Below are 26023 nucleotides of genomic sequence, written 5' to 3'. Positions count from 1 at the left end.
GGCGCGGCCGTGCCCGCCCGCTCACCGTGCGCCGCCGCTTCCGGACAGCGCCCGGCGGTCGGTCTTGCCGCTGCGCGTGGTGGGCAGGTGCGTGTGCCGGACGAACCGGCGGGGCATCAGGTGCGGCGGCAGGGCGCTGCCGAGGTGGGTGCGGAGCGCCGCGTCGGTGGTGCCGGCGAGCGCACCGGCGACGTGCGCGACCAGGAACACACGGCCCTGGTCGTCGCTCTCGGCCGCGACCACCGCGCCGGCCACCTGCGGGTGGGCCAGCAGGACGCCCTCCACCTCGGCGGGGTCGGCCCGGTGGCCGCGGATCTTGACCTGGCGGTCGGTGCGGCCCAGGTAGCGGAGCCCGTCGGGCCCGGCCGCGGCCAGGTCGCCGGTGCGGTAGAGCCGGCTGCCGGGCGGGCCGAGCGGGTCGGGGACGAAGAGTTCGGCGGTGCGGCCGGGCCGTCCGCGGTAGCCGCGGGCCACCCCGTTCCCGCCGATGCACACCTCGCCGACGGCGCCCTCGGCGACCGGCGCGAGGGCGTCGTCGAGCAGCCGGACGACGACCCCGTCGATCGGCGTGCCGACGAGGTCGGCGCCGGTGTCCGGGACGGCCGGCACCCGGTACCGGGTGGAGGTCATCGTGCACTCCGTGGGGCCGTACTGGTTGACCAGCTCGCCCGCGATCAGGGACCGTCCGCCGGCGGTCAGGAAGGGCCGCAGCGACTCGCCGCTGGAGAGCACCAGCCGGACACCCGCCAGCAGCCCGGCCGCGTCCGGCTGTCCGGCCAGGAAGGAGAGGAAGGAGGGGGTGGTGCTCAGCAGGGTGTTCACGCCGTGGCTGCGCACCGCGGCGCCGAACGGGCCGGGGCGCAGCACGTCCGCGCGGGGCAGGACGACCACTCGCCCGCCCGCCAGCAGCGGGGCGAAGGTGTCCCGGATCGACGCGTCGTAGCCGAGCGGTGCGACCTGGAGTGCCACGGTCTCCGGGCCGAGGCCGAACTCGCGGGCGGTGAAGCGCAGGTAGGAGTCCAGGCCGCGGTGCTCGACCAGGACGGCGCTGGGTTCGCCGGTCGAGCCGGAGGTGTGGCTGACGTACGCGAGGGTGTCCGGATCGGGCCCGGCGGGCGGTGCGGCGGCCGCGTCCGGTGCCGGCCGGTCGACGAGCACCGGCGGTCCGGGGACGGGCAGTTCGAGCCGGGCGGCGAGGGCGGACGTGGTGAGCAGCAGGTCGGCGCCGCCGCTGCGGACGAGTGCCGCCAGCCGGGCCGGCGGCTGGTCCACGTCCAGGGTGAGGAAGGCCGCGCCCGTGCGCACCACGGCGGCCACCGCCGCGACCGCGTCGGCGCCGCGGTCCAGGGCCACTGCGCAGACCGTCTCGGGCCGGGCGCCGCGGGCGTGCAGGGCGCCGGCCAGCGTCTCGACGCGGGCGGCGAGTTCGGCGTACCGGAGGTCGCCGTCGGGGGTGCTGAGCGCCACCCGGCCGGGGTGCCGGGCGGCGTGCCCGGCGATGTCGTCGACGAAGGTGCGCATCACGGTGCCCCGTTCCCGGCGGGCTCGGTCACCGACCGGTCGACGGCGACGAAGCGCAGTTCGGAGGTGTAGGTGCGGCCCTCGTCGTCGGTCAGCCAGGCCTGCTCGGGAGTGGGCAGCATCTCGCTGACGGTGAGCCGGGCGTCCGGGTCCTTGCGGGCCAGCCGGCGGATCGCCTTGGCGAGGATGGTGACGTAGAGCGGGCTCTCGAAGTCCACGTAGAACGGACGGGGTTCGGCCGGGGAGACGACGAAGACGAAGCGCGGCAGATCGTGGACGCGCTGCCAGTGGCGGGCCCGGACGAAGCGCTCGGCCTCGCCCTTCTCCTCGGCGAACGCCGCCTCGGCGACCGGGAAGACCCAGGTCTCGCGGGCCACGACCACCTTGTCGATGGTGATCCGGGGCGTGTGCTCGCCCTCGGGGCGCAGCGTGAAGCGGTCCATCACCCGCTGGGTGAGGGTGTTGGCGTAGGCGTCCAGCAGGCCGAACTCGGTGCCGTCGGGGAGCACGGCGACCAGTCGGCCGGCGCGGTCCTCCACCGTGACGTCGGCGCTCAGTACGGTGCGCGGCCGGTGCGGGTCGCCGGTCTGGTCGACCAGTGCGACGTAGTAGTCCTCGGGCCGGTCCAGCGAGGGGCGGCTGCGGGCGGACCACTTGAGCGGGAGCTCCTTGGCCAGCATCGGCAGCAGCCGCGGGCCGGGGAAGTCGCGGGTGGTCTCGGCCACCAGCGCGGCCCGGTCGGGGTGCTGGTGGACGAAGAGTGAGGCGCCCATGGTGTTGAGCGCGCAGTGCATCTCACCGAGCACCAGCTCGAACTCGCCGCGTTCCACGGCCTGCCGGTCCTCGGCGAGGACGAGCACGTCCGGGCTGACGTAGCGGGCCAGCGACCAGCCGGCACCGGGCTCGGCGAACTCCTCCCGGACGAGGTCGGCGAGTTCGGCGGCCGTGCGCCGCACCCGGCGGGCGCCCTCGGGCACCTGCAGGATGCGCGCCCACCGGGTCCGCAGCTCGGCCTGGACGGCGGCCATGTCGCCGGCCGCCTCCGGGTGCGGGGAGGGCAGGCACTCCAGCCACAGCGAGCCGAGGTCGACCGGCCCGCCGGCCGCGCTCAGCCGCTGGTGGACGGCGCGGATGCGGGCGCCGACCGCTTCGGCGAAGCGGTTGGTCATCCACCGGGCCGCGGTCAGGCACAGTTCCAGCGGGGCGAGTTCGTCCAGGACGGCGGTGCCCACGGTGGCGGTGGCCGCGCGGCGGGCGTCGGAGTAGACCAGGCCGCGGCAGGGGGCGGTGCGCTCGCCCTTGGCGCGCTGGGCGTCGGTCGCGGTCAGCCGGGCGAAGTCCGCCTCCAGCGCGCCGAGGGCGGTGGTCAGCGCGTCGGCGTCCAGCGCCGCGTCGCGGACGGCGTCGCGTCCGCGCTCCAGTACCGCGAGCTTGGCCAGGGCGGGTTCGCGCACCGCGGGATCGGCGATCCGGTCGAGGACGGCGCGCAGGGCGCGCTCCGGGTGGGTGCCGGCCGGCACGTCGAGCCGCCAGTGCGCCCAGCGCCTGGTGGCGAGCCGGCGGACGGCGTCGGCGGTGTCGGCCGGGTCGGTGCCGAGCGACGCGGCGATCGCGGCGACCGTGCGGGTGCCGTCGCAGAGCTCCAGGACGGCGCGGTCGGCGTCGGAGATCTCCTGCGGCGGGCGGCCCGGCAGCCGTACGGCGCCGTCCGCGACCCGGACGAAGGAGACCCGGGAGGGCGGGATCCAGGCCATCAGGGCGGGATCCTCGGCGAGTGCCTTTGCCAGCGCGTCGATCGCCCAACTGGCGAAGTACACCTGCGAGTCGGCGAGGAACCCGGTGCCGGGGTCGACCGTGACGCCGCGCGTCGCGAGGTCCCAGCGGCCCCAGCCGACGGGGCCGAAGAAGCCGATGGTGTCGTTCTTGACGCAGAACCGCTGCCAGTAGTGGGCGACCAACTCCTCGCGCTGGCGCGGCATGCTGGTGCGTCCGGCCGCGGTGGGCGTCCAGTCCAGGAACGGCTTGATCCCGGTGCGCAGCACCGCCGGGTTCTGCCAGGCCACCGCCGCCCGGAAGCGCGGCATGGCGGCGATCTCCTGGAGCAGCTCGGCGCTGTGGACGGCCGCGGTGGCGAAGGTGTCCCGGAAGGCGTCCCACTCGGGGCCGGCCAGGGCCTCCTGCGGGCCGAACTTGTCGGCCTCCAGGGCGAGTCCGGGCGGGGCCAGGCGCAGGACCCCTTCGGCGGGGAAACCGGGGCCGCGCAGTGCGAAGTGCTCCCACAGCCGCCACCCCCGGCGGGCAGATGCACGTTCTCGGGGATGTCCGACATGGCGGAACTCCTTCCACGGGGTTCGGCGGGGCTCGGGTGAGGCGATCGGCCCTGTCCGGCCGTTCAGCACACTGCCGTCCGCGGCGGCACCCCCACCAGAGAAGAACCGGCAGCGACGGACGCCGCGCGCGCCGCGCGTTTGCCCCTGGGTCCGGCGGACGGGCCCGGGCAGGCTGGGCCCGTCGACCGAGAGAAACGGGAGGGACCAGACGATGAGCGACAGTGACGGGATCGGCTACCTGGTGGTGCACAACGAGGAGGAGCAGTTCTCCATCTGGCGGGCGGACCGCGAGCTGCCCGCCGGATGGCAGGCCGAGGGCACCGCAGGCTCCCGGCAGGAGTGCCTGGACCACATCGGCCTGATCTGGACGGACATGCGGCCGCTCAGCCTGCGCCGGCGGATGGCCGAGGCCGGCGCCTGACCGGCGTCGGGGCGGGCGCGCCGGCGCCTGCCCCGGCGTCCCCGGCGGGGCCGGGCCCCGGGAACGGGCCCTGCCCCGCCGCTCCGTCCGCACCGCTTCACGGTGCGTGCTCACCGACCTTGGAGCCGATCAACTAGAATCGGCGGGGGCACCGGAGCAGACACGGGGCCCAGCAGGTACGGAGAGGCGTCACCGGCCTGATGCCGAGCCGTACCCGAGGAATCGCGTGAGCAACGAGCAGTCCGTCCCGGTCGTCCAGATCCTCAACGAGGCCGGCCGCCGCCGCACCTTCGCGGTGATCAGCCACCCCGACGCGGGCAAGTCCACCCTCACCGAGGCGCTGGCGCTGCACGCCCGGGCGATCACCTCGGCGGGCGCGGTGCACGCCAAGGGCGGCCGTCGTGGCGTGACCAGCGACTGGATGGAACTGGAGCGCGAGCGCGGCATCTCGGTGACGTCGGCGGCGCTCCAGTTCGACCACCGCGGCCACGTGATGAACCTGGTCGACACCCCCGGCCACGCCGACTTCTCCGAGGACACCTACCGGGTGCTCTCCGCGGTCGACTGCGCGATCATGCTGGTCGACGCGGCGAAGGGCCTGGAGGAGCAGACCCGCAAGCTCTTCGCGGTCTGCCGCCACCGCGGTGTGCCGGTGATCACCTTCATCAACAAGTGGGACCGCCGCGGCCGCGACGCGCTCACCCTGCTCGAGGACATCGAGACCCACCTGGGCATCACGCCGGTGCCGGTGGTCTGGCCGGTCGGCGTCGCGGGCAACCTGCGGGGCCTGGTCGAGGCGGCGAACACCGAGGAGATGCTCCGCTACACCAAGGTGCCCGCCGGTACGCACGCCGCGCTGGAGGAGCGCCTGACCTCCGACCAGGCCGCCGAGCAGGAGGGCGAGGACTGGGAGACCGCCCTGGAGGAGCTGGAGCTGGTGCTCTCCTCCGGCCCCGGGTACGACCAGGAGGCGTTCGAGAGCGGCAAGATCAGCCCGGTGTTCTTCGGTGCCGCGCTGACCAACATCGGTGTGAAGCTGCTGCTGGACGCCGTGGTGGACCTGGCCCCGTCGCCCGCGCCCCGTCCGCTGGCCAACGGCGGCAGCCGTGAGGTCGGCGAGGAGTTCTCCGGCCTGGTGTTCAAGATCCAGGCGAACATGGACCCGGCGCACCGCGACCGGATCGCGTTCGTCCGGGTCTGCTCCGGCATGTTCGAGCGCGGCATGAACGTGACCCGTGCGGCCAGCGGCCGGTCGTTCGCGACGAAGTACGCGTCCACCGTCTTCGGTGCCGAGCGCACGGTCGTCGACCGGGCCTTCCCCGGCGACGTGGTCGGCCTGATCAACGCGGGCGCGCTGCGGGTCGGCGACACGCTCTACACCGGCCGGAAGGCCGAGTTCCCGCCGCTGCCGGCGTTCGCCCCGGAGTACTTCGGGGTGGCCCGGCCGAAGGACATCAGCCGGTCCAAGCAGTTCCGCAAGGGCGTCTCCCAGCTGGACGAGGAGGGCGTGATCCAGGTGCTGGTCTCCGACCGCCGCGGCGACCAGGCGCCGGTGATGGCCGCGGTCGGTCCGATGCAGTTCGATGTCGTGCTGCACCGCATGGAGCACGAGTTCTCCTGCCCGATCACCCTCGACCGGCTCTCCTACCAGCTTGCCCGGGTCACCGACCCGCAGGGCGCGGAGGAGCTGGCCAAGGCCCGTCTCACCGACGCCGAGGTGCTCACCCGCCGCTCGGACGAGGCGCTGCTGGCGCTGTTCGCCGACAAGTGGCACCTGAGCGCCTTCCAGCGCGCCAAGCCCGACATCATGCTCCGGCCGCTCATCGCCACCGCGGACTGACCTGAGGCCCCCGGCCCGGCGCTCGCGCGGCGTGCCCGATTCGCTGCGCGAGCGGTGCAAGGCGCAGGCGTCCTGCCGGCCGCCGACTCTGGAGGGACCGCGACCGCACCTGCGGTCCGTCCGGAGGAGTCCCTGCCATGGCGATCGTTCGGAAGATGCACGAAGCCGGTCTGACCAGCGAGCACGCGTACGCCGCGGCCTTCGGGTCGATCGGCCTGTCGTTGCTGAGCTGGCTGACCTCCATGAAGGCCGAGCAGGCGGGCGTGGAGCGCGCCGACCGCTGGGGGATCTTCGTCGGGGAGTGGGCGCCGACCTTCTTCGGGCTCGGCCTCGCTCTCGCCCGCTACGAGCAGGCGGCGCCCGCGGCGGTACCGTCCCGCAGCGCGTGGTTCGACCAGCGGGACGAGCAGGAGGCCTGAGCCACCCGGCCCGGCGGCCTGCCCCTCCCGGCAGCAGTTCCCGTCCTACAGCTCCAACCCCACGGCCCCGTCGCACCCGCGGCGGGGCCGCTCGCGTGACGGCTCCGCCGGTTTCGGCAGGCCGATCTGTGCAGCATCAGCTGGACAGTTTCAGCTGAAGGTTTTACCGTGGGGGCATGGACGAGATCACCGCGGGCACGTCGGAGCCCGCCCCGCTGACGCGGTTGGGACGGCTGCTCCGTCCCCGCCGCGCCGCCGAGGGCGCCGGCCCGCAGGCTGCCTTCGACCGCAGGCTGCTGGCCCCGATGATCCTGGGCTCCGTCCTGAACCCGGTGAACTCCTCGATCATCTCGGTGTCCCTGGTGCCGATCGGCGCCGCGTTCGGCGCCGCGCCCGCCCGCACCGCCTGGCTGATCTCCGCCCTCTACCTGGCCACCGCGATCGGCCAGCCCGTCGTCGGCCGGCTGGTCGACCTGTACGGTCCGCGCCGCCTCTACCTCGTCGGCACGGCCCTCACCGGCGTCGCCGGGCTGGCCGGCGTCCTCGCCCCCGGCCTCGGCGTGCTGATCGCCGCGCGCGTCCTGCTCGGCCTCGGCACCTGCGCCGGCTACCCGGCCTCGATGCACCTCATCCGCAGCGAGGCCCGCCGCACCGGGCACGACAGCCCGGCCGGGGTGCTCACCGCGCTCTCCGTCGCCAACCAGACCATCGCCGTCATCGGCCCCACCCTGGGCGGCCTGCTGATCGGCGTCGGCGGCTGGCGCGCCACCCTCGCCGTCAACATCCCGCTCTCCCTCGCCTGCCTGGTCCTCGGCCGGCGGCGGCTGCCGAGAACCCCGGTGCCCCGGGCCGCGGACGGCGTCCGTCTCACCACCCGGGTGGACCTCGCGGGCATGCTGCTGTTCGCCACCATGCTGGTCAGCCTGCTGCTGTTCCTGATGCACCCGCAGACCTCCCACTGGTACCTGCCGGTGACCACGGCCGCCGCCGCGACCGCCCTGACGCTCCGGGAGCTGCGCGCCGCGCACCCCTTCATCGACCTGCGCGTGCTCGCCGGCAACCGCCCGCTGATCGCGACCTACGCCCGGGCGCTGCTGAGCTACGTCGTCTCCTACGCCTTCCTGTACGGCGTCACCCAGTGGATGCAACAGGGGCGCGGACTCACCCTCGCAGGCCGGGCTCGCCCAGCTGCCGCTGTTCGCGACGGCGATCCTGGTCTCCACCGCCACCGGACGCCGCAACGCGATCCGCGGCAAGCTGCTGGTCGGCGGCGTCGGGCAGGTCGCCGCCTGCGCCCTGCTGCTGACCCTCGGCGCCGGCAGCCCCGTCTGGCTGCTGCTCGCGGTCTCCCTGGTCTTCGGCATCCCCCAGGGCCTCACCGGCCTCGCCCTGCAGAACTCGGTCTACCACCAGGCCGACCCGCAGCGGCTGGGCACCTCGGCCGGACTGCTGCGCACCTTCGGGTACCTCGGCGCGATCGTCGCCGCCGCGGCCGGCGCCGCCTGCTACCCGCACCGGGCCGACACCGCGGGCCTGCACGAGCTGGCGTGGTTCATGCTCGGCTGCGCCGTGCTCTTCCTGGCGCTGACGCTGGCCGACCGCGCGCTGCGGCTGACGGGAGCCGTGAAGGACGCCGTCTGACCGGGCCGCCGCGTCCGTCGAACACGCGGACGCCGGGTGGCGTACACCGTGACGTCGTCACCTCGTCGCCGCGCGGTCGTTATCGCTGGGACATCGTTTCTCCCGGTAAAAGAGGCCCGGCATGCGGCAGTTCCCCTCGAAGCCCTCGACCTGCGCCCCGGGCACGTGGTCGAGTGGCGACTGACCGCCCGCGGGGCGGCCGACGGGCGGCGGCCGGACGACCCCGAGCGGCGTGCCTCCTTCAACCAGGACAAGCACTTCACCGTCGCCGAGGAGGGCCGCCGGGCCAGCGAGCCGGTGGCCTCCTGGCTGGCCGTCACCTTCGAGATCGCGGGTCCGCTGGACCGCCCCGCGCTGGAGGCCGCCCTGCTCTCCTTCGCGCGCCGCCACGAGGTGCTGCGCTGCGAGTTCCGGCGGCTCGCGGGCGAGCTCTCCTGCGAGGCCGTGCGCCCCGCTGACCTCGTGCTGGACGCCGTGGACGTGGGCCGGTTCGACGACCCGGGCGCGCTGCGGGCCCACCTGGCCGACAGTTTCGAACGGAGCATCGACACGCTCGCCTGGCCACTGTTCACCATGGGGGCCGTCGTCCGCGAGGACGCCTCCACCGTGTACCTGGCCTTCGACCACATCGTCTGCGACGGCATGTCGATGCCCAACGTGGTCAACGACGTGCAGCGCGCGTACGCCGCCCACGCGCAGGGCGGGAGCCCGGACTGCCCGCCGCGGCGAGCTACCTGGACTTCGCCCACGAGCAGCGCAGCCGCTACCTCGCGATCGCCGCGGACGACGACCGGCTGGCCTACTGGCGGGAGTTCATCGGGCGCAACGGCGGCTTCTTCCCGCCGTTCCCGATCGACCTCGGCGTCGAGCCGGGCCGGATGTACCCGATCGTGAACGAGGCGGGCCTGCTGCTCGACCCGGCGGAGACCGAGGAGTTCGACCGGCGCTGCCGGGCGGCGGGCGGCCGGGCGTTCATGGGGGTGCTGGCGGCGGTGGCCACCACCCTGCGGGAGGCCGGCGGTCCCGCCGTCTACCGCGGGCTCATGCCGGTCAGCGAGCGCGGCCGCGGCCCGTGGGAGCAGTCGGTCGGCTGGTTCGTGAACACCATGCCGATCGAGTTCCCGGTCGCCCCGGGCCAGGACTTCGCCGAGGTGCTGGCCGGGGTGCGGGCCGGCTTCACCGAGATGATGGCCCACCTCGACGTGCCGTTCGTCCGCGCCTGGGAGCTGCTGGCGCCGGAGGAGTTCGCCGCCCGGTCCTGGCCGTTCCCGGTGAACTTCTTCTCCTACATCGACATGCGCAGGTGCCCCGGCGCGGAGCACCACGACGTGTGGCGGCCGACCACGCACGTCTGGTCGTCGCGGGCCAACGGCGTCTGCTCGTGGTTCCAGCGCGACACCGACGGCCTCCACATGAACTCGATCTTCGTGGACACTCCGCAGGCCCGCCGCACGATGGCCGCGTTCGAGCAGGTGCTGCGGCGGACCTTGCACAAGGTGGTCCGCACCGGCGTCCTGGGCACCGTCCCCGCCCAGCGGCCGGCCGCCGTCCCCACCGCTGTGCCGCCCCTGCCGGGGCCGCGCAGCGGGGCCGTCCACGCGGCCGCGGGAGCCGTCGGCCGAGGGCGGCGTTGACGGGGCCCTCGGGGTAGGAGCGGGTCCACCGGCGCGAGGGTCGGGCAGTTCCGGGACATACAGAGCGACTATCGGCTGCACCAGATGTAACGGCGGCGCCGAGCGATCGCGCCCACTGGGCTGTCTGAAGTGCGGGTGGCCGATGCAAGGTGCCGGCGTTACGTATTTGTAGCCTGCGTTACATCTAGAGATGAAAACGAATTAGCTGTAACGTCCTGCCTTGTGGCGTCGCCCCGCTCGCGCCGCCCACGCTCCTGAAAGGTTGCGACGTGAACACCACCGTCTCCCGCAGACCGGCCCTGGCGGCCGCCCTCGTCCTGTCCGGCTCCCTCGTCCTTGCCGCGTGCGGCTCCGGAGGCTCCGGGGGCAACGACTCCGACGGCTCCCCGGCCGCCGCCCCGGTGATCGTCGCCGGCGTGTCCGTCACCCGCGACGCGGCACTGCACGACGCCCTGCCCGATGCCGTGAAGAAGGCCGGCCGGGTCCGGGTCGCCACCGACATCCCGTACCCGCCGTTCGAGATGTACGTCGCCGAGGGCAAGACGGAGATGACCGGCCTCGACTACGACCTCGGGCAGGCCCTGGGAGCGAAGCTCGGGGTGAAGTTCACCTTCACCGCCCAGAAGTTCGACGGCATCGTCCCGGCCATCCAGGCCGGCAAGTACGACGCGGCGATCTCCGCCATCACCGACAACCGGGAGCGCGAACAGGTCGTCGACTTCGTCGACTACTCCGTCTCCGGGACGGGCGTCCTGGTGGCGAAGGGCAATCCGGAGAAGGTCGCCACCCTGGACGACCTGTGCGGCCGCAGCGCTGCCGTGCAGACCGGAACCAACCAGCAGAAGCTGCTGGAGAAGCACCAGGACGCGTGCCGGGCCGCCGGCCGCGGCCCGATCCACATCCAGGCCTTCCCCAAGGACTCCGACGCGCAGCTCGCCCTGCGCTCCGGCAAGGTCGTCGCGGACGTGCTGACCAAGCCCGCGGCCGGCTGGACGGCCAAGACCGCCGACGGCGGCGCCTCGTTCGAGGTCGTCGACGACCCGGCCGCGGCCGGCGGGTACAACGCGTCCCCGAACGGGATCGCGATCTCCAAGAACCTCCCGCAGTTGACCGCCGCGGTGCAGAAGGCCCTGCAGCAGATGATCGACGACGGGTCGCTCGCCGCCATCTACGGCACGTACGGCGCCGCCTCCATCGCTGTCCGGCAGGCCACCAGGAACGGCGCGGTGGACTGACGTGGCCGCCTCCCTCCCGTCGGCCCGTGCCGTCGCGCCGGGCCCCGCCGAGCCCGTCCCCGCCCAGCAGCTGACCGCCGTCCCGGTGCGCCACTGGGGTCGCTGGATCGCCGCCGCCCTGGCGGTGCTCGCCCTGATCGGCACGGTCGGCTCGCTCGCCAAGAACCCCAACCTGCACTGGGACGTCGTCGGCCACTACCTGTTCGCCGACCTGATATTCGAGGGCCTGGCCACCACCCTGTGGCTGACCGCCGCCGCGATGGCCGTCGGCCTGGCGCTCGGCACCCTCGTCGCGGTCATGCGGTTGTCCGCCAGCCCCGTGCTGTACGGCCTGTCCTCGCTCTTCGTCTGGGCGTTCCGCGGCACCCCGTTGCTGATCCAGATCATCTTCTGGGCCTACGCGGCCGCGCTCTACAAGCACGTGATGATCGGCATCCCGTTCACCACGGTCACCTTCGTCAGCTTCGACACCAACGCGCTGCTCTCGCCGGCCGTCGCCGCCCTCCTCGCGCTCGGGCTCAACGAGGCGGCCTACGCCTCGGAGATCGTCCGGGCCGGCATCCAGTCGGTCGACCCGGGGCAGGCCGAGGCCGCCCAGTCACTGGGCATGAAACCCGCCCTGACGATGCGTCGGATCGTGCTGCCGCAGGCGATGCGGGTCATCATCCCGCCGATGGGCAACGAGACCATCAACATGCTGAAGACCACCGCCTACGTGTCGGTGATCGGCGCGCACGACCTGATGTCCAACATCCAGGACGTGTACGCCCAGAACTACCAGGTCATCCCGATGCTCGTGGTGGCCGCCCTCTGGTACCTGTCCCTGACCTCCCTGCTCGGTGTCCCGCAGGCCTGGCTGGAGCGCCGGTACGGCCGCGGCACCGCCCGGGCCGGCCACGTCTCCCCGCTGCGGCGGATGTTCGTCGGCGTCACGGGCCGCCTGCTGCCCACTCGCGAACGGAAGGGCTGAACCGATGGCCCGGCCCATGGTGCACGCCGAGGGCGTGCGCAAGCACTACGACAGGCTCGAAGTCCTCAAGGGCATCGACCTCACCGTCGAACGCGGCCAGGTCTGCTGCCTGCTCGGCCCCTCCGGCTCGGGCAAGTCGACCTTCCTGCGCTGCATCAACCACCTGGAGCGGGTCGACGGCGGCCGGCTGGCCGTCGACGGCGATCTCGTCGGCTACCGCCGGTCCGGCACCCGGCTGTACGAGCTCCGCGAGGCGGAGGTCGCCGAGCGGCGCCGCGAGATCGGCATGGTCTTCCAGCGCTTCAACCTCTTCCCGCACTTCACCGCCCTGGAGAACGTGATGGAGGCCCCCGTCCGGGTCGCCGGGGTCAACCGGGCCGACGCCCGCGCCGAGGCGCTGCGCCTGCTGGAGCGCGTCGGGCTCGCGGACCGGGCCGGCCACTACCCGGCGCAGTTGTCCGGCGGCCAGCAGCAGCGGGTCGCCATCGCCCGGGCGCTGGCGATGAAGCCCAAGCTGATGCTCTTCGACGAGCCCACCTCGGCGCTCGATCCGGAACTCGTCGGCGACGTGCTGGACGTGATGCGTGGCCTGGCCTCCGACGGCATGACGATGGTCGTGGTCACCCACGAGATCGGCTTCGCCCGCGAGGTCGCCGACACCGCCGTCTTCATGGACGCCGGCGTCGTGGTGGAGGCGGGCGACCCCCGGCAGGTTCTCGGACGTCCGGAGCAGGAGCGCACCAAGGCGTTCCTGTCCAAGGTCCTGTGAGCGCCCCCGCGCGCCCGACGCGGCCGGCCCCCGCCGGTGCCGACCTGCTGCCGCTCGCCCGGAGCCGGATGCCGTCCTACCTCGCCGACCTCGCCGAGCTCGTCGCCGTCGACTCCGGCTCCTACAGCCCCGACGGCGTGAACCGGGTCGCCGACTGGTTCGAGCACCGCCTGGGACGGATCGGCTTCACCACCGAGCGGGTCCCGGTCGGGCCGGTCGAGGGGCGGCCCTGCGGCGACGTGCTGGTCGGCCGCCTGGCCGGCACCCTGCCCGCGGACCGGGGCGGCGCCCGGATCCTGCTGGTCGGCCACATGGACACCGTCTTCGAGGACGGCACCGCCGCCGCACGGCCGTTCACCCTGGACGGCGCCCTCGCCCACGGGCCGGGCGTCAGCGACGACAAGGGCGGACTCCTCGCCGGGCTCACCGCGGCCGAGCTCCTGGTCGACCAGGGCCTCACCGGGTTCGCCGAACTCGTCGTCCTCGCCACCCCCGACGAGGAGATCGGCTCCCCGGCCAGCCGTCCGGTCACCGAACGGATCGCCGCCGGTGCGGACTTCGCCCTGGGCCTGGAGTGCGCCCGGGAGAACGGCGACCTGGTGGTCGAGCGCAAGGGCGTCGCCGACCTGCGGATCACCGTCACCGGCCGGGCCGCGCACGCCGGCATCGAGCCCGAGCGCGGCGCCAACGCCGCGCTCGCCGCCGCCCACCTCGTCGTCGAACTCCAGGCGCTGAACGGCCGCTGGCCCGGGGTCACGCTGAACGTCGGCGTCGTGCGGGCCGGCACCCGGGTCAACATCGTCTGCCCGGAGGCCGAGCTGCGGGTCGAGGTCCGGGCCACCACCACCGCCGGGCTGGGCACGGCGGTGGACGCCATCGCCGCGGTCGCCGCCCGCACCGCAGTCGACGGCACCACCGCCCAGGTCGAGCAGGTCGACCTCTGCCCGCCGATGGAGTTCACCCCGGCTGCGCGGGAGATGCTGCGGCTCGCCCGCACGGTCGCCGCCGAACTCGCCATCGACCTCGACGGCGCCTCGACCGGCGGGGTCGGCGACGCCAACCTCACCTCCGGCCTGGGCATCCCCACCCTGGACGGCCTGGGCCCGGTCGGCGGCGCCGACCACAGCCCCGAGGAGTGGCTGGACACGGCCGGCGCGCCGGGCCGGATCGCTCTGCTGGCCGGGCTCGTCGCCCGCCTGCGGCGCGGCTGACCGCCGCCGCCCGCCACCACGGTCACGGCCGCCGCGCCCGTCCGCCGCGGCCGGCACCACCACCGGGGGCGTCCCCGTCCCGGCGTGACGCCCCCGGTGCCCCACCGAGCCCGACACCCCCCACCTCCGACAGGAGCGCACCGATGAACCGATCCCTGCCCGCGCGCACCGGGCGCGCGGCCGTCGCCGTGACCGCCGCCCTTGCCGTGGTCACGGCCGCCGCACCCGCCGCGTCGGCACATCCCGCCCGTCCCGCCGGCGGCACGCTGATCCTCGTCGGCGGCGGGCTCAAGGACGACAACGCCGAGATCTACCGGGAGATCGTCGCCCGCGCCGGCGGCGCGGGCAGCGCCCGGATCGGCGTCCTGACCGCCGCCTCCGTCCCACCCAGCCAGGATCCGAACGCCGCCGACCCCGCCACCTGCTCCAACTCGGCCTGCAACGGCGCGTACTACGCCGACCTGTTCGAGCGGTACGGTGCCGCGGACGCCCAGTGGATCCCGATCGACATCGAGCACGTGGCCGCGGCCGACTCCGACGCCGTGGTCGCCCAGGTCGACGCGATGACGGGATTCTTCTTCGGCGGCGGCGACCAGTACCGCTACGTCACCAGCCTCCTGCACGGGGACGCCCACACCGATTCGAAGGTCCTCGCCGCGATCCGCGCCAAGCTGGCGGCGGGCGCCGTCGTCTCCGGGTCCAGCGCGGGTGCCCAGATCGCCTCCGGCCCGGACATGGTGACCGGCGGCGACAGCTACCAGGCGCTGCGGGACGGCTCCGCTCCCGGCTACTTCGAGGACCCGACCCGGCTCGGCTACCTGCCCGGCGGGGGCTTCGGGTTCTTCGGACCCGGCCTGCTCGACACCCACACCGGCACCTACGGCCGCGAGGGCCGGGCCGTCCGGCTGGCCGCCGACACCGGCCACGACCGGGTCTTCGCGATGGACGAGGACACCGCCGTCGAGGTCGAGCACGCCGGCACCCGCGCCGAGTCCGTCCGCGTTCTCGGCTCGCACGGCGTCGGCGTCCTCGACCTGCGGCACGCCCGCAGCCGCACCGACCCGGCCGGCTGGTCCGTCACCGGCGTCGCCTACAGCTACCTCACCGACGGCGACGGCTACGACCCGCGCACCTGGCAGGTGATCCCGGCGGACGGCAAGCGACGGCTGCGGCCCACCGGCACCGAGCCCGTCCCCACCGACCACGATGCCTTCTACGCGGTCGACGACCCGGACGGCGTGCCGTACGCCTTCTCCGGCACCGCCCGGGCGCTCGCCGCCACCCGGGTGCAGCGCACCGCCACGGCCGACACCTACGAGAGCGCCCCGCGTTCCGGATCACCTTCACCAAGCGCGGGGACTTCCGTGCCTGGACGGCGGACGGTTCCACCGCCGCCTCGTTCGCCGACCTGGACCTGGCGATCGCCCCGGTCGCTCCCTGACACCGAACCCTCCGAGACGGTCTCCGCAGCCCGGCACGGCACTAGGCTGCGGAGATCACGTCTGTTCCCGCCCGACCGGGCGGCAGCCGCCGCCCCGCGAAAGGACCGCGCACCATGGCCTCCGTCACGCTCGCCGAGGACATCCGGCAAAGGCTCGGCGAGTGCAGCCCCGCCGAGCGCAAGGTCGGCCGGGTGCTGCTCGCCGGCTGGCCGGCGGCGGGGTTCGAGACCATCGCGACGCTCGCCGAGCGGGCGGACGTGAGCGCGCCGACCGTGATCCGCTTCGTGAACCGGCTGGGCTACCGCGGCTTCCCCGACTTCCAGACGGCGCTGCGTGCCGAGCTCGACGAGCGGCATGCCTCGCCGCTGACCCTCTACACCTCCGGCGGCTACGGCGCGGCCACCGACGGCGACCCGGACACCCGGGGCGGACCGGCCGGGCTGCTCGGCCGCGGCCGGGAGGTGTTCACCGCCGCCGTGGACCGCACGCTGGCCGAGGTGCCGCCGCACGACCTGGAGCGCGCGGTGCAGCTGCTGGCCGACCCGAAGCGCCACATCACCCTGGTCGGCGGGCGGTTCACCAACTTGCTCGCGCAGTACCTCGGCCTGCACCTGATGCAGCTGCGCGACGACGTGCGCCTCCTGCCGGACCGGGCGGTGGAGCGGACGGCCCACCTCGCCGCCCTCGGGCGCCGGGACGTGCTGGTCGTCTTCGACTACCGCCGCTACGAGGACGACAAGGTCACCATGGCCGAGCTGGCGCGGGACGCCGGCGGCCGGGTGATCCTCTTCACCGACACCTGGCTGTCGCCGGTCAGCACACAGGCGGAGGTCGTGCTCTCCAGCCAGGTCGGTGCCCCGTCGCCGTACGACAGTCTGGTGCCGACGCTGGCCGTGGTGGAGACGGTGGTCGCGGGCATCATCGCCACGCTGGGGGACACCGCCCACCGGCACATGCAGCGTGGTGAGGAGACCGCCCGCCGGGCCGGGCTCACCTGACGTGCTGTCGCGCACGCGGTGCCCCGGTCCGCCGCCGCGGACCGGGGCACCTCGGTTCGGGGGTCAGCTCTTGCTGATCAGGCAGGAGTAGGCCGCGCTGCCGGAGCCGCTGTAGGCCTCCAGGTCGACGTAGTAGGTGCCGGCCGAGGCGGCCGTCCAACTCAGCGACTCGTCGGCGCCCTTGCCGTTGTTGACCGAGCGGGTCTGGGTGCTGCCACCGGAGTTGAGCAGGTAGAGGTCGGCGTCGTAGGCGGACGGGATGCTGCAGGAGACGTCCACCCGCTGGCCGGCGGTGAGGGTGAACCTGAAGTAGTCGCGGTCGGAGGAGCTCTTCATGCCGCCGGTGACGGTCAGCGGGAAGGTGAGGCCACCGACGTTGTTCGCGGCGCCGGTGGAGTCGTTCGACTCGACCTCGGCGTATGTCGAGCCGCCGCCGCTGTTGGTGACCGTCCAGGTGAACGTGGTGGAGCCGCTCGCGCCGGTGGTGTCGGTGGCGGTGACGGTGACGGCGGAGGTCCCGGCTGTGGTCGGGGTGCCGGTGACGAGGCCACTGCCGCTGATGGACAGTCCGGCGGGCAGGCCGGTCGCGGTGTACGAAAGGGTCTGGCCCGCCGCCGAGTCGGTGGCCGCGATCTGCAGGCCGACCGCCGTTCCGGTGGCGGTGCTCGGCGAACCGGGGAGGTGACCGTGACGGTGTTGCCGCCGCTCTGGCAGGTGGTGACCGGCGTGCCGCTGTAGAGGTTGGCGTCGGCGACGCCGTTGGTGACGCTCCTGAGGTAGTAGCCGCAGGTGGGCCGGTTCTTGAAGTCGAAGGTGCTGCCGTCGGTGAGGTGCCAGATCTTGTAGCCGGAGTAGGTGAGCGGGCTGCCGGAGACGGCCTTCTCGGGCTGGTGGTCGCCGAGCACGATGTAGGCGTCGGCGCCGGAGAGCGTGCCGAGGCCGTTCCTGTCGAGGAAGAGCGACCCGCCGCCCTGCTCGATGCCGACCCCCAGGCCTTGCCGGAGGTGGTCAGGCCGTCCTTGACCGCCCGGGCGACGAACGCCATCGTGCGGCCCATCCGGTCGCGGGTGACGAAGTGCGAGTCGTCGATGGTGTCCGCGTAGTTGGGCCAGGAGAACATGCCCGTGGTGAAGGTGACGGTGCTGTCGTACGGGTTGGCGAGCGCGGTGGGGGAGTCGGTGCCGCCGCCGCAGGCGTCGTAGACGATCGCGCTGTTGATGTGGGTGCCTGCGCTGCCGCCGCCGGAACCGCCGCCCTTGGCGACGACGGACTGCACGGACGCCTGGAGCGCGGTGCCCTTCCAGGACGCGTAGACGCACTGGTTGCCGCCGGCGAAGTAGACGAACTCGGCGTTGCGGACATCGGTGTTGACCTGGCTGCTGTTGCCGTCGGCGGCGGAGGTGACGACGTCGGTGGTGCAGGAGTTGATGCCGCTCAGGCCCATGATGACGTCGCACTCCGGGGTGGCGCTTCCGGAGCTCGGGGCGGAGTCGGCGAGGACGGTGACGTCGATGCTGCCCGTCCCGCCGGTGATGGCGTTGATCGCCTTGGTCATGGTGGCGGGGACGACGGCCCCGTCGCCGTTCATGGTGAAGGCCGGGCCGCTCCAACTGCTCCGGCTGACATCGGTGGAGCTGCCGAGGCGCACCCGGCTGACGGAGGCGTGGGCGGGCTGGGGGACGGTGACCGCACCCACCCCGGCGAGCAGGGCGACGGTTAGGACGGCAGCAGGACGGGCGGATCCGGATCTGGGCAGGACTGAGCGCACGGATGGTCTCCCGCGAGGGTGTGTGGGGGTGTGCGGCGATGGGGGTGCCGCTGAACAGGAAGTTACAGCATCCTGTAATCGATTGGTATATGTAATTCCCGTATCGGAGGCAAAGCTTGCGCCGCGGCAGTGTCCGGGGTCGCTCCATGCGGCGCCGCAGGCCTCCTCGACCGGGTCGAGCGCCGGAACACCGTGCCCGCACCGGTCGGTTCTAGGCTGTCCGGTCCCGAGTGCGGCCGTGCCGGCGGCCGCGGTGCATTCGCACCGGTCGGAGGGTCTGCGCGGCCGTTCCGGAGGTGACGGCAGCGACGCATACCGGAGCGGCGTTGGGGTAGTGTCGCCGACGGTCCGCCATCGGCGCAGGGCCAGGCTTCGACGGGGAGCGCTCTCCGCTCCCGAACCAGCGGGTCGGTCCCACCGGTCCGCTCACGACGAGGGGAACGTGGGTCGGGCATGGCAGAAACGAAGCCGGGCGGGCCGCTGCCGAACACGCGGCGGGCGGACGAGGGCGGCGCGGTCGCGGAGCCGGAGCTGCGCCGTCTGCTGGCCGGCCTGACCGCCGTGCGCGACGGCGACTTCGGCACCAGGCTGCCGGACGAGGCCGACGGGCTGCTCGGCGAGATCGCCACCGTCTTCAACGGCATGGTCGACCAACTGTCGCTGTTCACCTCCGAGGTGACCCGGGTGGCCCGGGAGGTCGGCACCGACGGCCGGCTCGGCGGTCAGGCGGACGTGCCGGGCGTGTCCGGCACCTGGAAGGACCTCACCGACTCCGTCAACGCGATGGCGGGCAACCTCACCACCCAGGTCCGGGACATCGCCCAGGTCGCCACGGCGGTGGCCAAGGGCGACCTGTCGCAGAAGATCGACGTCGCGGCGCGCGGCGAGATCCTGGAGCTCAAGAACACCGTCAACACGATGGTCGACCAGCTGTCCGCGTTCGCGGACGAGGTGACCCGGGTGGCCCGCGAGGTCGGCAGCGAGGGGCGGCTCGGCGGCCAGGCGCAGGTGCCGGGCGTCGCCGGCACGTGGCGGGACCTGACCGACTCCGTCAACTTCATGGCGGGCAACCTCACCGACCAGGTCCGCAACATCGCCCAGGTGACCACGGCGGTGGCCAGGGGCGACCTGTCGCAGAAGATCACCGTCGACGCGCGCGGCGAGATCCTGGAGCTCAAGAACACCGTCAACACGATGGTCGACCAGCTGTCCGCGTTCGCGGACGAGGTGACCCGGATGGCCCGTGACGTCGGCACCGAGGGCATCCTCGGCGGCCAGGCGGACGTCAAGGGCGTCTCGGGCACCTGGCGCGACCTGACCGACTCCGTCAACTTCATGGCGGGCAACCTGACCGCGCAGGTCCGCTCGATCGCCCAGGTCGCCACGGCGGTCGCCGACGGCGACCTGTCGCAGAAGATCACTGTCACGGCCAAGGGCGAGATCCTGGAGCTGAAGGAGACCATCAACACGATGGTCGACCAGCTGTCCTCGTTCGCCGGCGAGGTGACCCGGGTGGCCCGGGAGGTCGGCACCGAGGGGCGGCTCGGCGGCCAGGCCGACGTGCGCGACGTCTCCGGCACCTGGCGGGACCTCACCGAGTCGGTCAACGTGATGGCCGACAACCTGACCGCGCAGGTCCGCTCGATCGCCGAGGTCACCACGGCGGTGGCCAAGGGCGACCTGTCGCAGAAGATCCGGGTCGACGCCCGGGGCGAGATCCTGGAGCTGAAGGAGACCATCAACACGATGGTCGACCAGCTCTCGGCGTTCGCGGACGAGGTGACCCGGGTGGCCCGCGAGGTCGGCACCGAGGGGAACCTCGGCGGCCAGGCCACCGTCCGCGGTGTCTCCGGGACGTGGAAGGACCTCACCGACAATGTCAACGTGATGGCCTCCAACCTGACCGGCCAGGTCCGTTCGATCGCCCAGGTCGCCACCGCGGTGGCCCGCGGCGACCTGTCGCAGAAGATCATCGTGGAGGCCAAGGGCGAGGTCGCCGCGCTCGCCGGTGTCATCAACACGATGGTGGACACGCTGTCCGCGTTCGCGGACGAGGTGACCCGGGTGGCCCGCGAGGTCGGCACCGAGGGCACCCTCGGCGGGCAGGCGCGGGTGCCGAACGTCGCCGGCACCTGGAAGGACCTGACCGACAACGTCAACTTCATGGCGCACAACCTGACCAGCCAGGTCCGCAACATCGCCCAGGTGACCACGGCGGTGGCGCAGGGCGACCTGACCCGCAAGATCGACGTGGACGCCCGGGGCGAGATCCTGGAGCTCAAGACCACCATCAACACCATGGTCGACCAGCTGTCCTCGTTCGCCGCCGAGGTCACCCGGGTCGCCCGGGAGGTCGGCAGCGAGGGCCGGCTCGGCGGCCAGGCCGAGGTCGAGGGCGTCTCCGGCACCTGGAAGCGGCTCACCGAGAACGTCAACGAGCTCGCCGGCAACCTCACCCGGCAGGTCCGGGCGATCGCCGAGGTCACCGGCGCCGTCGCCGAGGGCGACCTCACCCGCTCCATCACCGTCGACGCCTCCGGCGAGGTCGCCGACCTCAAGGACAACATCAACCTCATGGTGGAATCCCTGCGCGAGACCACCCGCGCCAACGAGGACCAGGACTGGCTGAAGTCCAACCTCGCCCGCATCTCCACGCTGATGCAGGGCCGCCGCGACCTCGCCGTCGTCGCCGAGCTGGTCATGGACGAACTCACCCCGCTCGTCCAGGCCCAGTACGGCGCCTTCTACCTCGCCGAGGAGGCCGCGGACCGCACCGAGCTCAACCTCATCGGCTCCTACGCCTACCCCGCCGACTCGCGCCGCCCCACCCGCTTCCACCTCGGCCAGTCGTTCGTCGGCCAGGCCGCCCGCAGCAAGCGGACCATCGCCGTCGACGACCTGCCGCCCGGCTACGTCACCGTCTCCTCCGGCCTCGGCAGCGCGGCCCCGCTCTCCCTCGTGGTGCTGCCGATCGTCGTCGAGGACCAGGTGCTCGGCGTCATCGAACTCGCCACCGTGCACGCCTTCACCCCCGTGCACCGCGATTTCCTCGACCAGTTGATGGAGACCATCGGCGTCAACGTCAACACCATCGTCGCCAACGCCCGCACCGACGAACTGCTCGGTGAGTCCCAGCGCCTCACCGCCGAACTCCGGGTACGGTCCGAGGAGTTGCAGGCCCGACAGGAGGAGCTCCAGTCCTCCAACGCCGAACTCGAGGAGAAGGCGGCCCTGCTGGCCGCGCAGAACCGCGACATCGAGACCAAGAACCTGGAGATCGAGCAGGCCCGCCAGGAGTTGGAGGACCGCGCCCACCAGCTCTCGCTGGCGTCCAAGTACAAGTCCGAGTTCCTCGCCAACATGAGCCACGAGCTGCGCACCCCGCTCAACAGCCTGCTCATCCTCGCCCAGTTGCTCGCCCAGAACCCGGGCCGCAACCTGACGGCCAAGCAGGTCGAGTACGCGGGCATCATCCACTCCGCGGGCTCGGACCTGCTCCAGCTGATCAACGACATCCTCGACCTGTCGAAGGTCGAGGCCGGCAAGATGGACGTCAACCCCGAGCTCATCCCGCTGCCCCAGCTGCTCGACTACGTCGAGGCCACCTTCCGGCCGCTGACCGGGCAGAAGAGCCTCGACTTCCTGATCACCACCGCCCCCGACGTCCCGGCCGAGCTCCTCACCGACGACTACCGGCTCCGCCAGGTCCTGCGCAACCTGCTCTCCAACGCCGTCAAGTTCACCGAGCGCGGCCGGGTGGAACTGCGCATCGAACGGGCCGACGGGACCCGGATCCCCGAAGTCGCCCGCCGCGGCGGCCCGGTGGTCGCCTTCCACGTCGTCGACACCGGCATCGGCATCGCCCAGCAGCACCTGGAGACCGTCTTCGGCGCCTTCCAGCAGGCCGACGGCACCACCAGCCGCAAGTACGGCGGCACCGGCCTCGGACTCTCCATCAGCCGGGAGATCGCCTACCTGCTCGGCGGCGCCATCACCGCCGACAGCACGCTCGGCCAGGGCAGCACCTTCACGCTCTACCTGCCCGTCGCCCGCCCGGAGTTCGAGGACGGCACGCAGCGCGCCGAGCAGTCCGCGGACATCGCCCGGCGGGCCGGCGGTGCCACCGGCCCCGCCCCGGCGCAGCCGGCCGTCGCCCCGGCCCCGGTGCCGCAGCGCAAGCGGCTGCTGGTGATCGAGGAGCGCCCCCGCGGGCTGCTGTCCCTCGTCGCCGAGAGCGCCGTCGCCGACCTCGCCGACCACCGGGACCTCGTCGACCACCGCGGACGGGTCGAGGTCGTCACCACCGTCGGCGCCCAGGAGGCGGCGGCCGTGCTCGCCGCCCACGCCTGCCACTGCGTCGTCCTCGACCTGGACCTGCCGGACGGCGCCGCCCTCCGCTTCCTCGACGAGATGGCCCGCGACCCCGCCCTCCAGCAGGTCCCCGTGCTGGCGCACAGCAGCCGGCGGCCCACCGCCGACCAGGAACGCGCCCTGAACGCCCGGCCGCAGGTCCCGCCGCTCGAACAGCTCTCCAGCCTGGACGAGCTCCGCGAGCGGATCGCCCTCCATCTGACCGCCGACCAGCCCGGCGACGTCCTGCCGCTCGTCCGCGCCGACGACCCGGCCGCCGCCGTCACCCACGACGTCGACGGCACCCTCGCCGGCCGCACCGTCCTGGTCGTCGACGACGACGACCGCAACCTCTACGCCATCACCGGCATCCTCGAACTGCACGGCATGCACGTCCTGCAGGCCGAGCACGGCCGGGCCGGCATCGAGGCGCTCACCCGCACCCCCGGCATCGACATCATCCTGATGGACGTGATGATGCCCGAGATGGACGGCTACACCGCCACCGCCGCCATCCGCGCCATGCCCGAGCACGCCGGGCTGCCGATCATCGCCGTCACCGCCAAGGCCATGCCCGGCGACCGGGACAAGAGCCTCGCCTCCGGCGCCAGCGACTACGTCACCAAGCCCGTCGACGCCCGCGACCTGATCGCCTGCATCCAGCGCTGGCTCCAGGTCCACTGACCCGGCACCGGACAGCCCGCCACGACCCCCAGCCACCCGAGGAGCGCCCGGTGCAGCACCCGCAACACCCCCGCGACGGGGCGCAGTCGGACCCGGGGACCGCCCTGCCGCGACAGGCCGGCCCCGGGGCCGCCGACGCCGACCCGGCAGGCCCGGGGGCCGGGGAGCACCCCGGGGCCGGGGTCGTCGGCCGGCTCGCCGCCACCGTCGAACGGCTGCGCCGCGAGGTCCGGGAGGCCCACGCCGCGGCCGACGGCCGGGCCCTGGTCGAACTCGCCAAGGGCATCCTGGTCGAGCGCCTCGGCTGCGGCCCCGCGCAGGCCGCCCTCCAGCTCGACAGCCTCGCCGAACGCGCCGGGGTGTCCACCCTGGAGCTCGCCGCCGACGTCATCAACCAGGCCTCCCACGACCGGATCGCCGACAGCGCCCGGGACTTCGTGGCCGCCGCGGGCGCCGGCACCGAGCCCGCCTCCACCGCCCTGCGGCTCCGCAGCGCCGAGACCGGCGCCCTCGCCGCCGACGACGTGCAGGCCGTCGCCCGGTCCGTCCTCGACCACGCCCTCGCCCCGCTGGGCGCCGCGGCCGTCGCGATCTGGGCGGCCCACCCCGACGGCTCGCTCTCGCTGGCCGGCAGCGCCGGCATCGCCGCCGCGGAGGCCGCCCGCTGGCACCACGTGCCGCCCGGCGTGCCGACCGCCGCCCGCAGCGCTCTCACCGAGCGCCGCACCGTCTGGTTCGACACCCTGGCCCAGGCGGCCCTGCCCTCGGTCGGCCAGGGCCAGCTCACCGGCGTCCGGGTCGCCGTCCCGGCCGGCACCGGCGGCCGGGTCACCGGCGCCCTGGAGATCTGCTGGCCGGGCCCGCTGGAGCCCCAGCCGCCCGCCGTCCAACGGCAGTTCGAAGCGCTCGCCGAACTCTGCGCGCATGCCCTGGAGACCCAGCCCGCCGCACCCGGCGGTCCGCTCGCCGCCGCGACCGACCAGCGGCTCACCGAACTCCTCGACCTGGTCGACGGGCTGAACGACCCCTGCCTGCTGCTGCGCCTGGTGTTCGGCCCGCAGGGCCTCACCGACTTCCTGATCAGCCACGTCAACACCCGGTTCGTCGACTTCGCGGGGCGCCCGCCGGCCGCCGTCGCCTGCACCCGGCTGCTGGAGGCGTACCCGCTCGCCGCCGAACCCGGCGGCCTGTTCCAGGCCGTCGAGCACGTGCACGCCACCGGCGAGCCCTTCCGGGCCGCCGGGATGGGTCTCACTGCCCTGGTGGACGACGTCCCGCTCACCGCGCACGCCGACGTCTCCGTCAGCCGGCACGGCGACCACGTGGTCGTGGTGTGGCGGCTGGAGGACCAGGCCGAGCGCGTCGCCAGCCTGCTCCAGCACGCCCAGCGCCTGGGGCGGATCGGCGGCTTCGACGAGAACCTCCGGTCCGGCGCGATCACCTGGAACGAGACCGTCTTCGATCTGTACGGGCTGCCCGCCGATGCCGCCCCCATCCCGCTGGAACAGCTCGGCCTGCACGCGCACCGGGACGACGGGCACGCCATCGGGCGGTTCCTGCGCACCGTGCTGCACCACCAGCGGCCCTCGTCGACGGCCTTCCGGCTGCAGCGGCCCGACGGCATCGCCCGGCACATCCGGGTGGTCGCCGAACCGGTCCTGGACGTCCACGGCCGGATCGTCGCCGTCCGCGGCGCCTACCAGGACGTCTCCGCCCAGCACTGGACGGAGGTCGCGCTCGCCGCCACCCGGGACCGGCTCGCCCACAGCGAGCAGGAGACGGCCGCCCGCAACCGCCTCGCGCTCCAGCTCCAGCACGCCATCATGCCGGTCGGCCGCGGACCGCTGGACCTCGGCGGCCTGCGGGTCGCCGTGCGCTACCGCCCGGCGGAGAAGGACCACATGGTCGGCGGCGACTGGTACGACGCCGTGAAGCTGCCGAGCGGCCGGATCCTGCTCTGCGTGGGCGACGTCGCCGGGCACGGCATCGACGCGGCCACGGGGATGGTCGCCCTGCGCAACGCGCTGCGCGGACTCGCCGCCACCGGCTCCGGCCCGGCCCAACTCCTCGGCTGGCTCAACACCGTGACGCACCATCTGACGGACAGCGTCACCGCCACCGCCGTCTGCGCGCTGTACGACCCGGACACCCGGCTGCTGCGCTGGGCCCGGGCCGGCCACCTGCCGCCCGTCCTGCTGCGCGGCGGGCGGGCCGGCACCGTGCCCCGGGTGGACGGGATCCTGCTCGGCGCGATCGCCGACGCCTCCTACCAGGAGGGCTCGCTGACCCTCGAACCCGGCGACACCCTGATGATGTACACGGACGGCCTGATCGAGCGCAGGGACCGCCCGCTGCAGGAGTCCCTGGACGCCCTGCTGGCGACCGCCGAACGCGCCCAGGGGGACGCGGGGCGTGCCGAGTTGGAGAAGCGCCTCGACCACCTGCTCACCTACAGCAGTGCCGACACCGACGACGACACCTGCCTGATCGGCATCCAGGTCTGCTGACCGGGCGGTGGGGTCGGGCGAACGGCCGGGGCGTCAGCCGCGCCCGGACGGACTTGCTGCCCGGGGCGGTGTCGACCCCCCAGGCGTCGCTCAGCCGGGCGACCAGGTGCAGCCCGAACCCGCCCGGCCGGGCCCGGTTCGCGCAGCACCGGTGGAGCCGTCGAGGCGTCCTCGACAACGAGCAGGATCCCCGCCGCGGCCGGGGTGAGGTCGAGTTCGGCTGCGCCTCGTCCCTGCTGGCGCGCCTGCCCCGTGGAGCCGTCCCCCACCCCGTCGGACGCGG

General features: G+C 73.6%; 13 protein-coding genes and 3 pseudogenes. 12 read left to right on the top strand and 4 right to left on the bottom strand.

From position 1 onward, the window contains the following. Positions 1–21 precede the first annotated feature (21 nt). Positions 22–1521 carry an amino acid adenylation domain-containing protein gene (locus ABEB13_RS05090; RefSeq protein WP_345704472.1) on the bottom strand — a complete coding sequence of 500 codons (1500 nt, stop codon included), beginning with the start codon at positions 1519–1521 and terminating at the stop codon, positions 22–24. After that, positions 1521–3920, bottom strand: coding sequence for a lantibiotic dehydratase (locus ABEB13_RS05085; protein WP_345704471.1), 2400 nt, complete (start codon positions 3918–3920; stop codon positions 1521–1523). Before ABEB13_RS05085 ends, ABEB13_RS05090 begins: the two co-directional genes overlap by 1 nt. Before the next feature lie 142 nt (positions 3921–4062). Between ABEB13_RS05085 and ABEB13_RS05080 the strand changes: the two genes are divergently transcribed. The 10 genes and pseudogenes from ABEB13_RS05080 (at position 4063) to ABEB13_RS05030 (ending at position 16431) form a co-directional block, all read left to right on the top strand. Further along, the gene (locus ABEB13_RS05080; RefSeq protein WP_100891956.1) at positions 4063–4272 is read left to right on the top strand and encodes an MbtH family protein; all 210 of its coding nucleotides are present in this window, start codon (positions 4063–4065) and stop codon (positions 4270–4272) included. A 226-nt stretch (positions 4273–4498) separates the two neighbouring features. Next, on the top strand, positions 4499–6112 hold the full coding sequence (locus ABEB13_RS05075; protein WP_345704470.1) for a peptide chain release factor 3: 1614 nt from the start codon (positions 4499–4501) through the stop codon (positions 6110–6112). A gap of 137 nt (positions 6113–6249) precedes the next feature. After that, positions 6250–6531 (top strand): hypothetical protein, encoded by a 282-nt coding sequence (locus tag ABEB13_RS05070; RefSeq protein ID WP_345704469.1) that lies wholly within the window; start codon positions 6250–6252, stop codon positions 6529–6531. Between the two features lie 305 nt (positions 6532–6836). Next, positions 6837–8172: pseudogene (locus ABEB13_RS05065) on the top strand (MFS transporter). A gap of 36 nt (positions 8173–8208) precedes the next feature. Further along, a pseudogene (locus ABEB13_RS05055) lies at positions 8209–9806 on the top strand (condensation domain-containing protein). Positions 9807–10075: 269 nt separating this feature from the next. Further along, positions 10076–11041 (top strand): ABC transporter substrate-binding protein, encoded by a 966-nt coding sequence (locus ABEB13_RS05050; RefSeq protein ID WP_345704468.1) that lies wholly within the window; start codon positions 10076–10078, stop codon positions 11039–11041. Position 11042: 1 nt separating this feature from the next. Beyond that, a complete protein-coding gene (locus tag ABEB13_RS05045) occupies positions 11043–12011 on the top strand; it encodes an amino acid ABC transporter permease (RefSeq protein ID WP_345704467.1) in 969 nt (322 codons plus the stop codon). A 16-nt stretch (positions 12012–12027) separates the two neighbouring features. Then, on the top strand, positions 12028–12780 hold the full coding sequence (locus tag ABEB13_RS05040) for an amino acid ABC transporter ATP-binding protein (protein WP_345709541.1): 753 nt from the start codon (positions 12028–12030) through the stop codon (positions 12778–12780). After that, the gene (locus ABEB13_RS05035) at positions 12777–13991 is read left to right on the top strand and encodes a M20 family metallopeptidase (RefSeq protein ID WP_345704466.1); all 1215 of its coding nucleotides are present in this window, start codon (positions 12777–12779) and stop codon (positions 13989–13991) included. The genes ABEB13_RS05040 and ABEB13_RS05035 overlap by 4 nt, the downstream gene beginning before the upstream one ends. A 1555-nt stretch (positions 13992–15546) precedes the next feature. Then, positions 15547–16431, top strand: coding sequence for a MurR/RpiR family transcriptional regulator (locus ABEB13_RS05030; protein WP_345704465.1), 885 nt, complete (start codon positions 15547–15549; stop codon positions 16429–16431). A gap of 63 nt (positions 16432–16494) precedes the next feature. Here ABEB13_RS05030 and ABEB13_RS05025 read toward each other — a convergent pair whose 3' ends face one another. Both ABEB13_RS05025 and ABEB13_RS05020 read right to left on the bottom strand, forming a co-directional pair. Further along, the gene (locus ABEB13_RS05025) at positions 16495–16767 is read right to left on the bottom strand and encodes a PPC domain-containing protein (RefSeq protein ID WP_345704464.1); all 273 of its coding nucleotides are present in this window, start codon (positions 16765–16767) and stop codon (positions 16495–16497) included. 165 nt (positions 16768–16932) lie between these two features. Beyond that, a pseudogene (locus ABEB13_RS05020) lies at positions 16933–17064 on the bottom strand (putative Ig domain-containing protein); the annotation flags it as partial. A gap of 1588 nt (positions 17065–18652) precedes the next feature. Between ABEB13_RS05020 and ABEB13_RS05015 the strand changes: the two are divergent. Both ABEB13_RS05015 and ABEB13_RS05010 read left to right on the top strand, forming a co-directional pair. Then, positions 18653–23233 (top strand): HAMP domain-containing protein, encoded by a 4581-nt coding sequence (locus ABEB13_RS05015; RefSeq protein ID WP_345704463.1) that lies wholly within the window; start codon positions 18653–18655, stop codon positions 23231–23233. 50 nt (positions 23234–23283) lie between these two features. Next, the gene (locus ABEB13_RS05010) at positions 23284–25740 is read left to right on the top strand and encodes a SpoIIE family protein phosphatase (protein ID WP_345704462.1); all 2457 of its coding nucleotides are present in this window, start codon (positions 23284–23286) and stop codon (positions 25738–25740) included. Positions 25741–26023: the final 283 nt, after the last annotated feature.

This window comes from Kitasatospora paranensis, assembly GCF_039544005.1.
GTDB classification, from domain to species: Bacteria; Actinomycetota; Actinomycetes; order Streptomycetales; family Streptomycetaceae; genus Kitasatospora; species Kitasatospora paranensis.
This window is presented reverse-complemented; position numbering and strand designations above follow the sequence as displayed.

Bases quoted from the DNA above. Each gene is read 5' to 3' on its own strand.
- ABEB13_RS05025 (WP_345704464.1), bottom strand. From the start codon at position 16,767: ATGAAGAGCTCCTCCGACCGCGACTACTTCAGGTTCACCCTCACCGCC.
- ABEB13_RS05040 (WP_345709541.1), top strand. From the start codon at position 12,028: ATGGTGCACGCCGAGGGCGTGCGCAAGCACTACGACAGGCTCGAAGTC.
- ABEB13_RS05090 (WP_345704472.1), bottom strand. From the start codon at position 1,521: ATGCGCACCTTCGTCGACGACATCGCCGGGCACGCCGCCCGGCACCCC.
- ABEB13_RS05030 (WP_345704465.1), top strand. From the start codon at position 15,547: ATGGCCTCCGTCACGCTCGCCGAGGACATCCGGCAAAGGCTCGGCGAG.
- ABEB13_RS05080 (WP_100891956.1), top strand. From the start codon at position 4,063: ATGAGCGACAGTGACGGGATCGGCTACCTGGTGGTGCACAACGAGGAG.
- ABEB13_RS05070 (WP_345704469.1), top strand. From the start codon at position 6,250: ATGGCGATCGTTCGGAAGATGCACGAAGCCGGTCTGACCAGCGAGCAC.
- ABEB13_RS05015 (WP_345704463.1), top strand. From the start codon at position 18,653: ATGGCAGAAACGAAGCCGGGCGGGCCGCTGCCGAACACGCGGCGGGCG.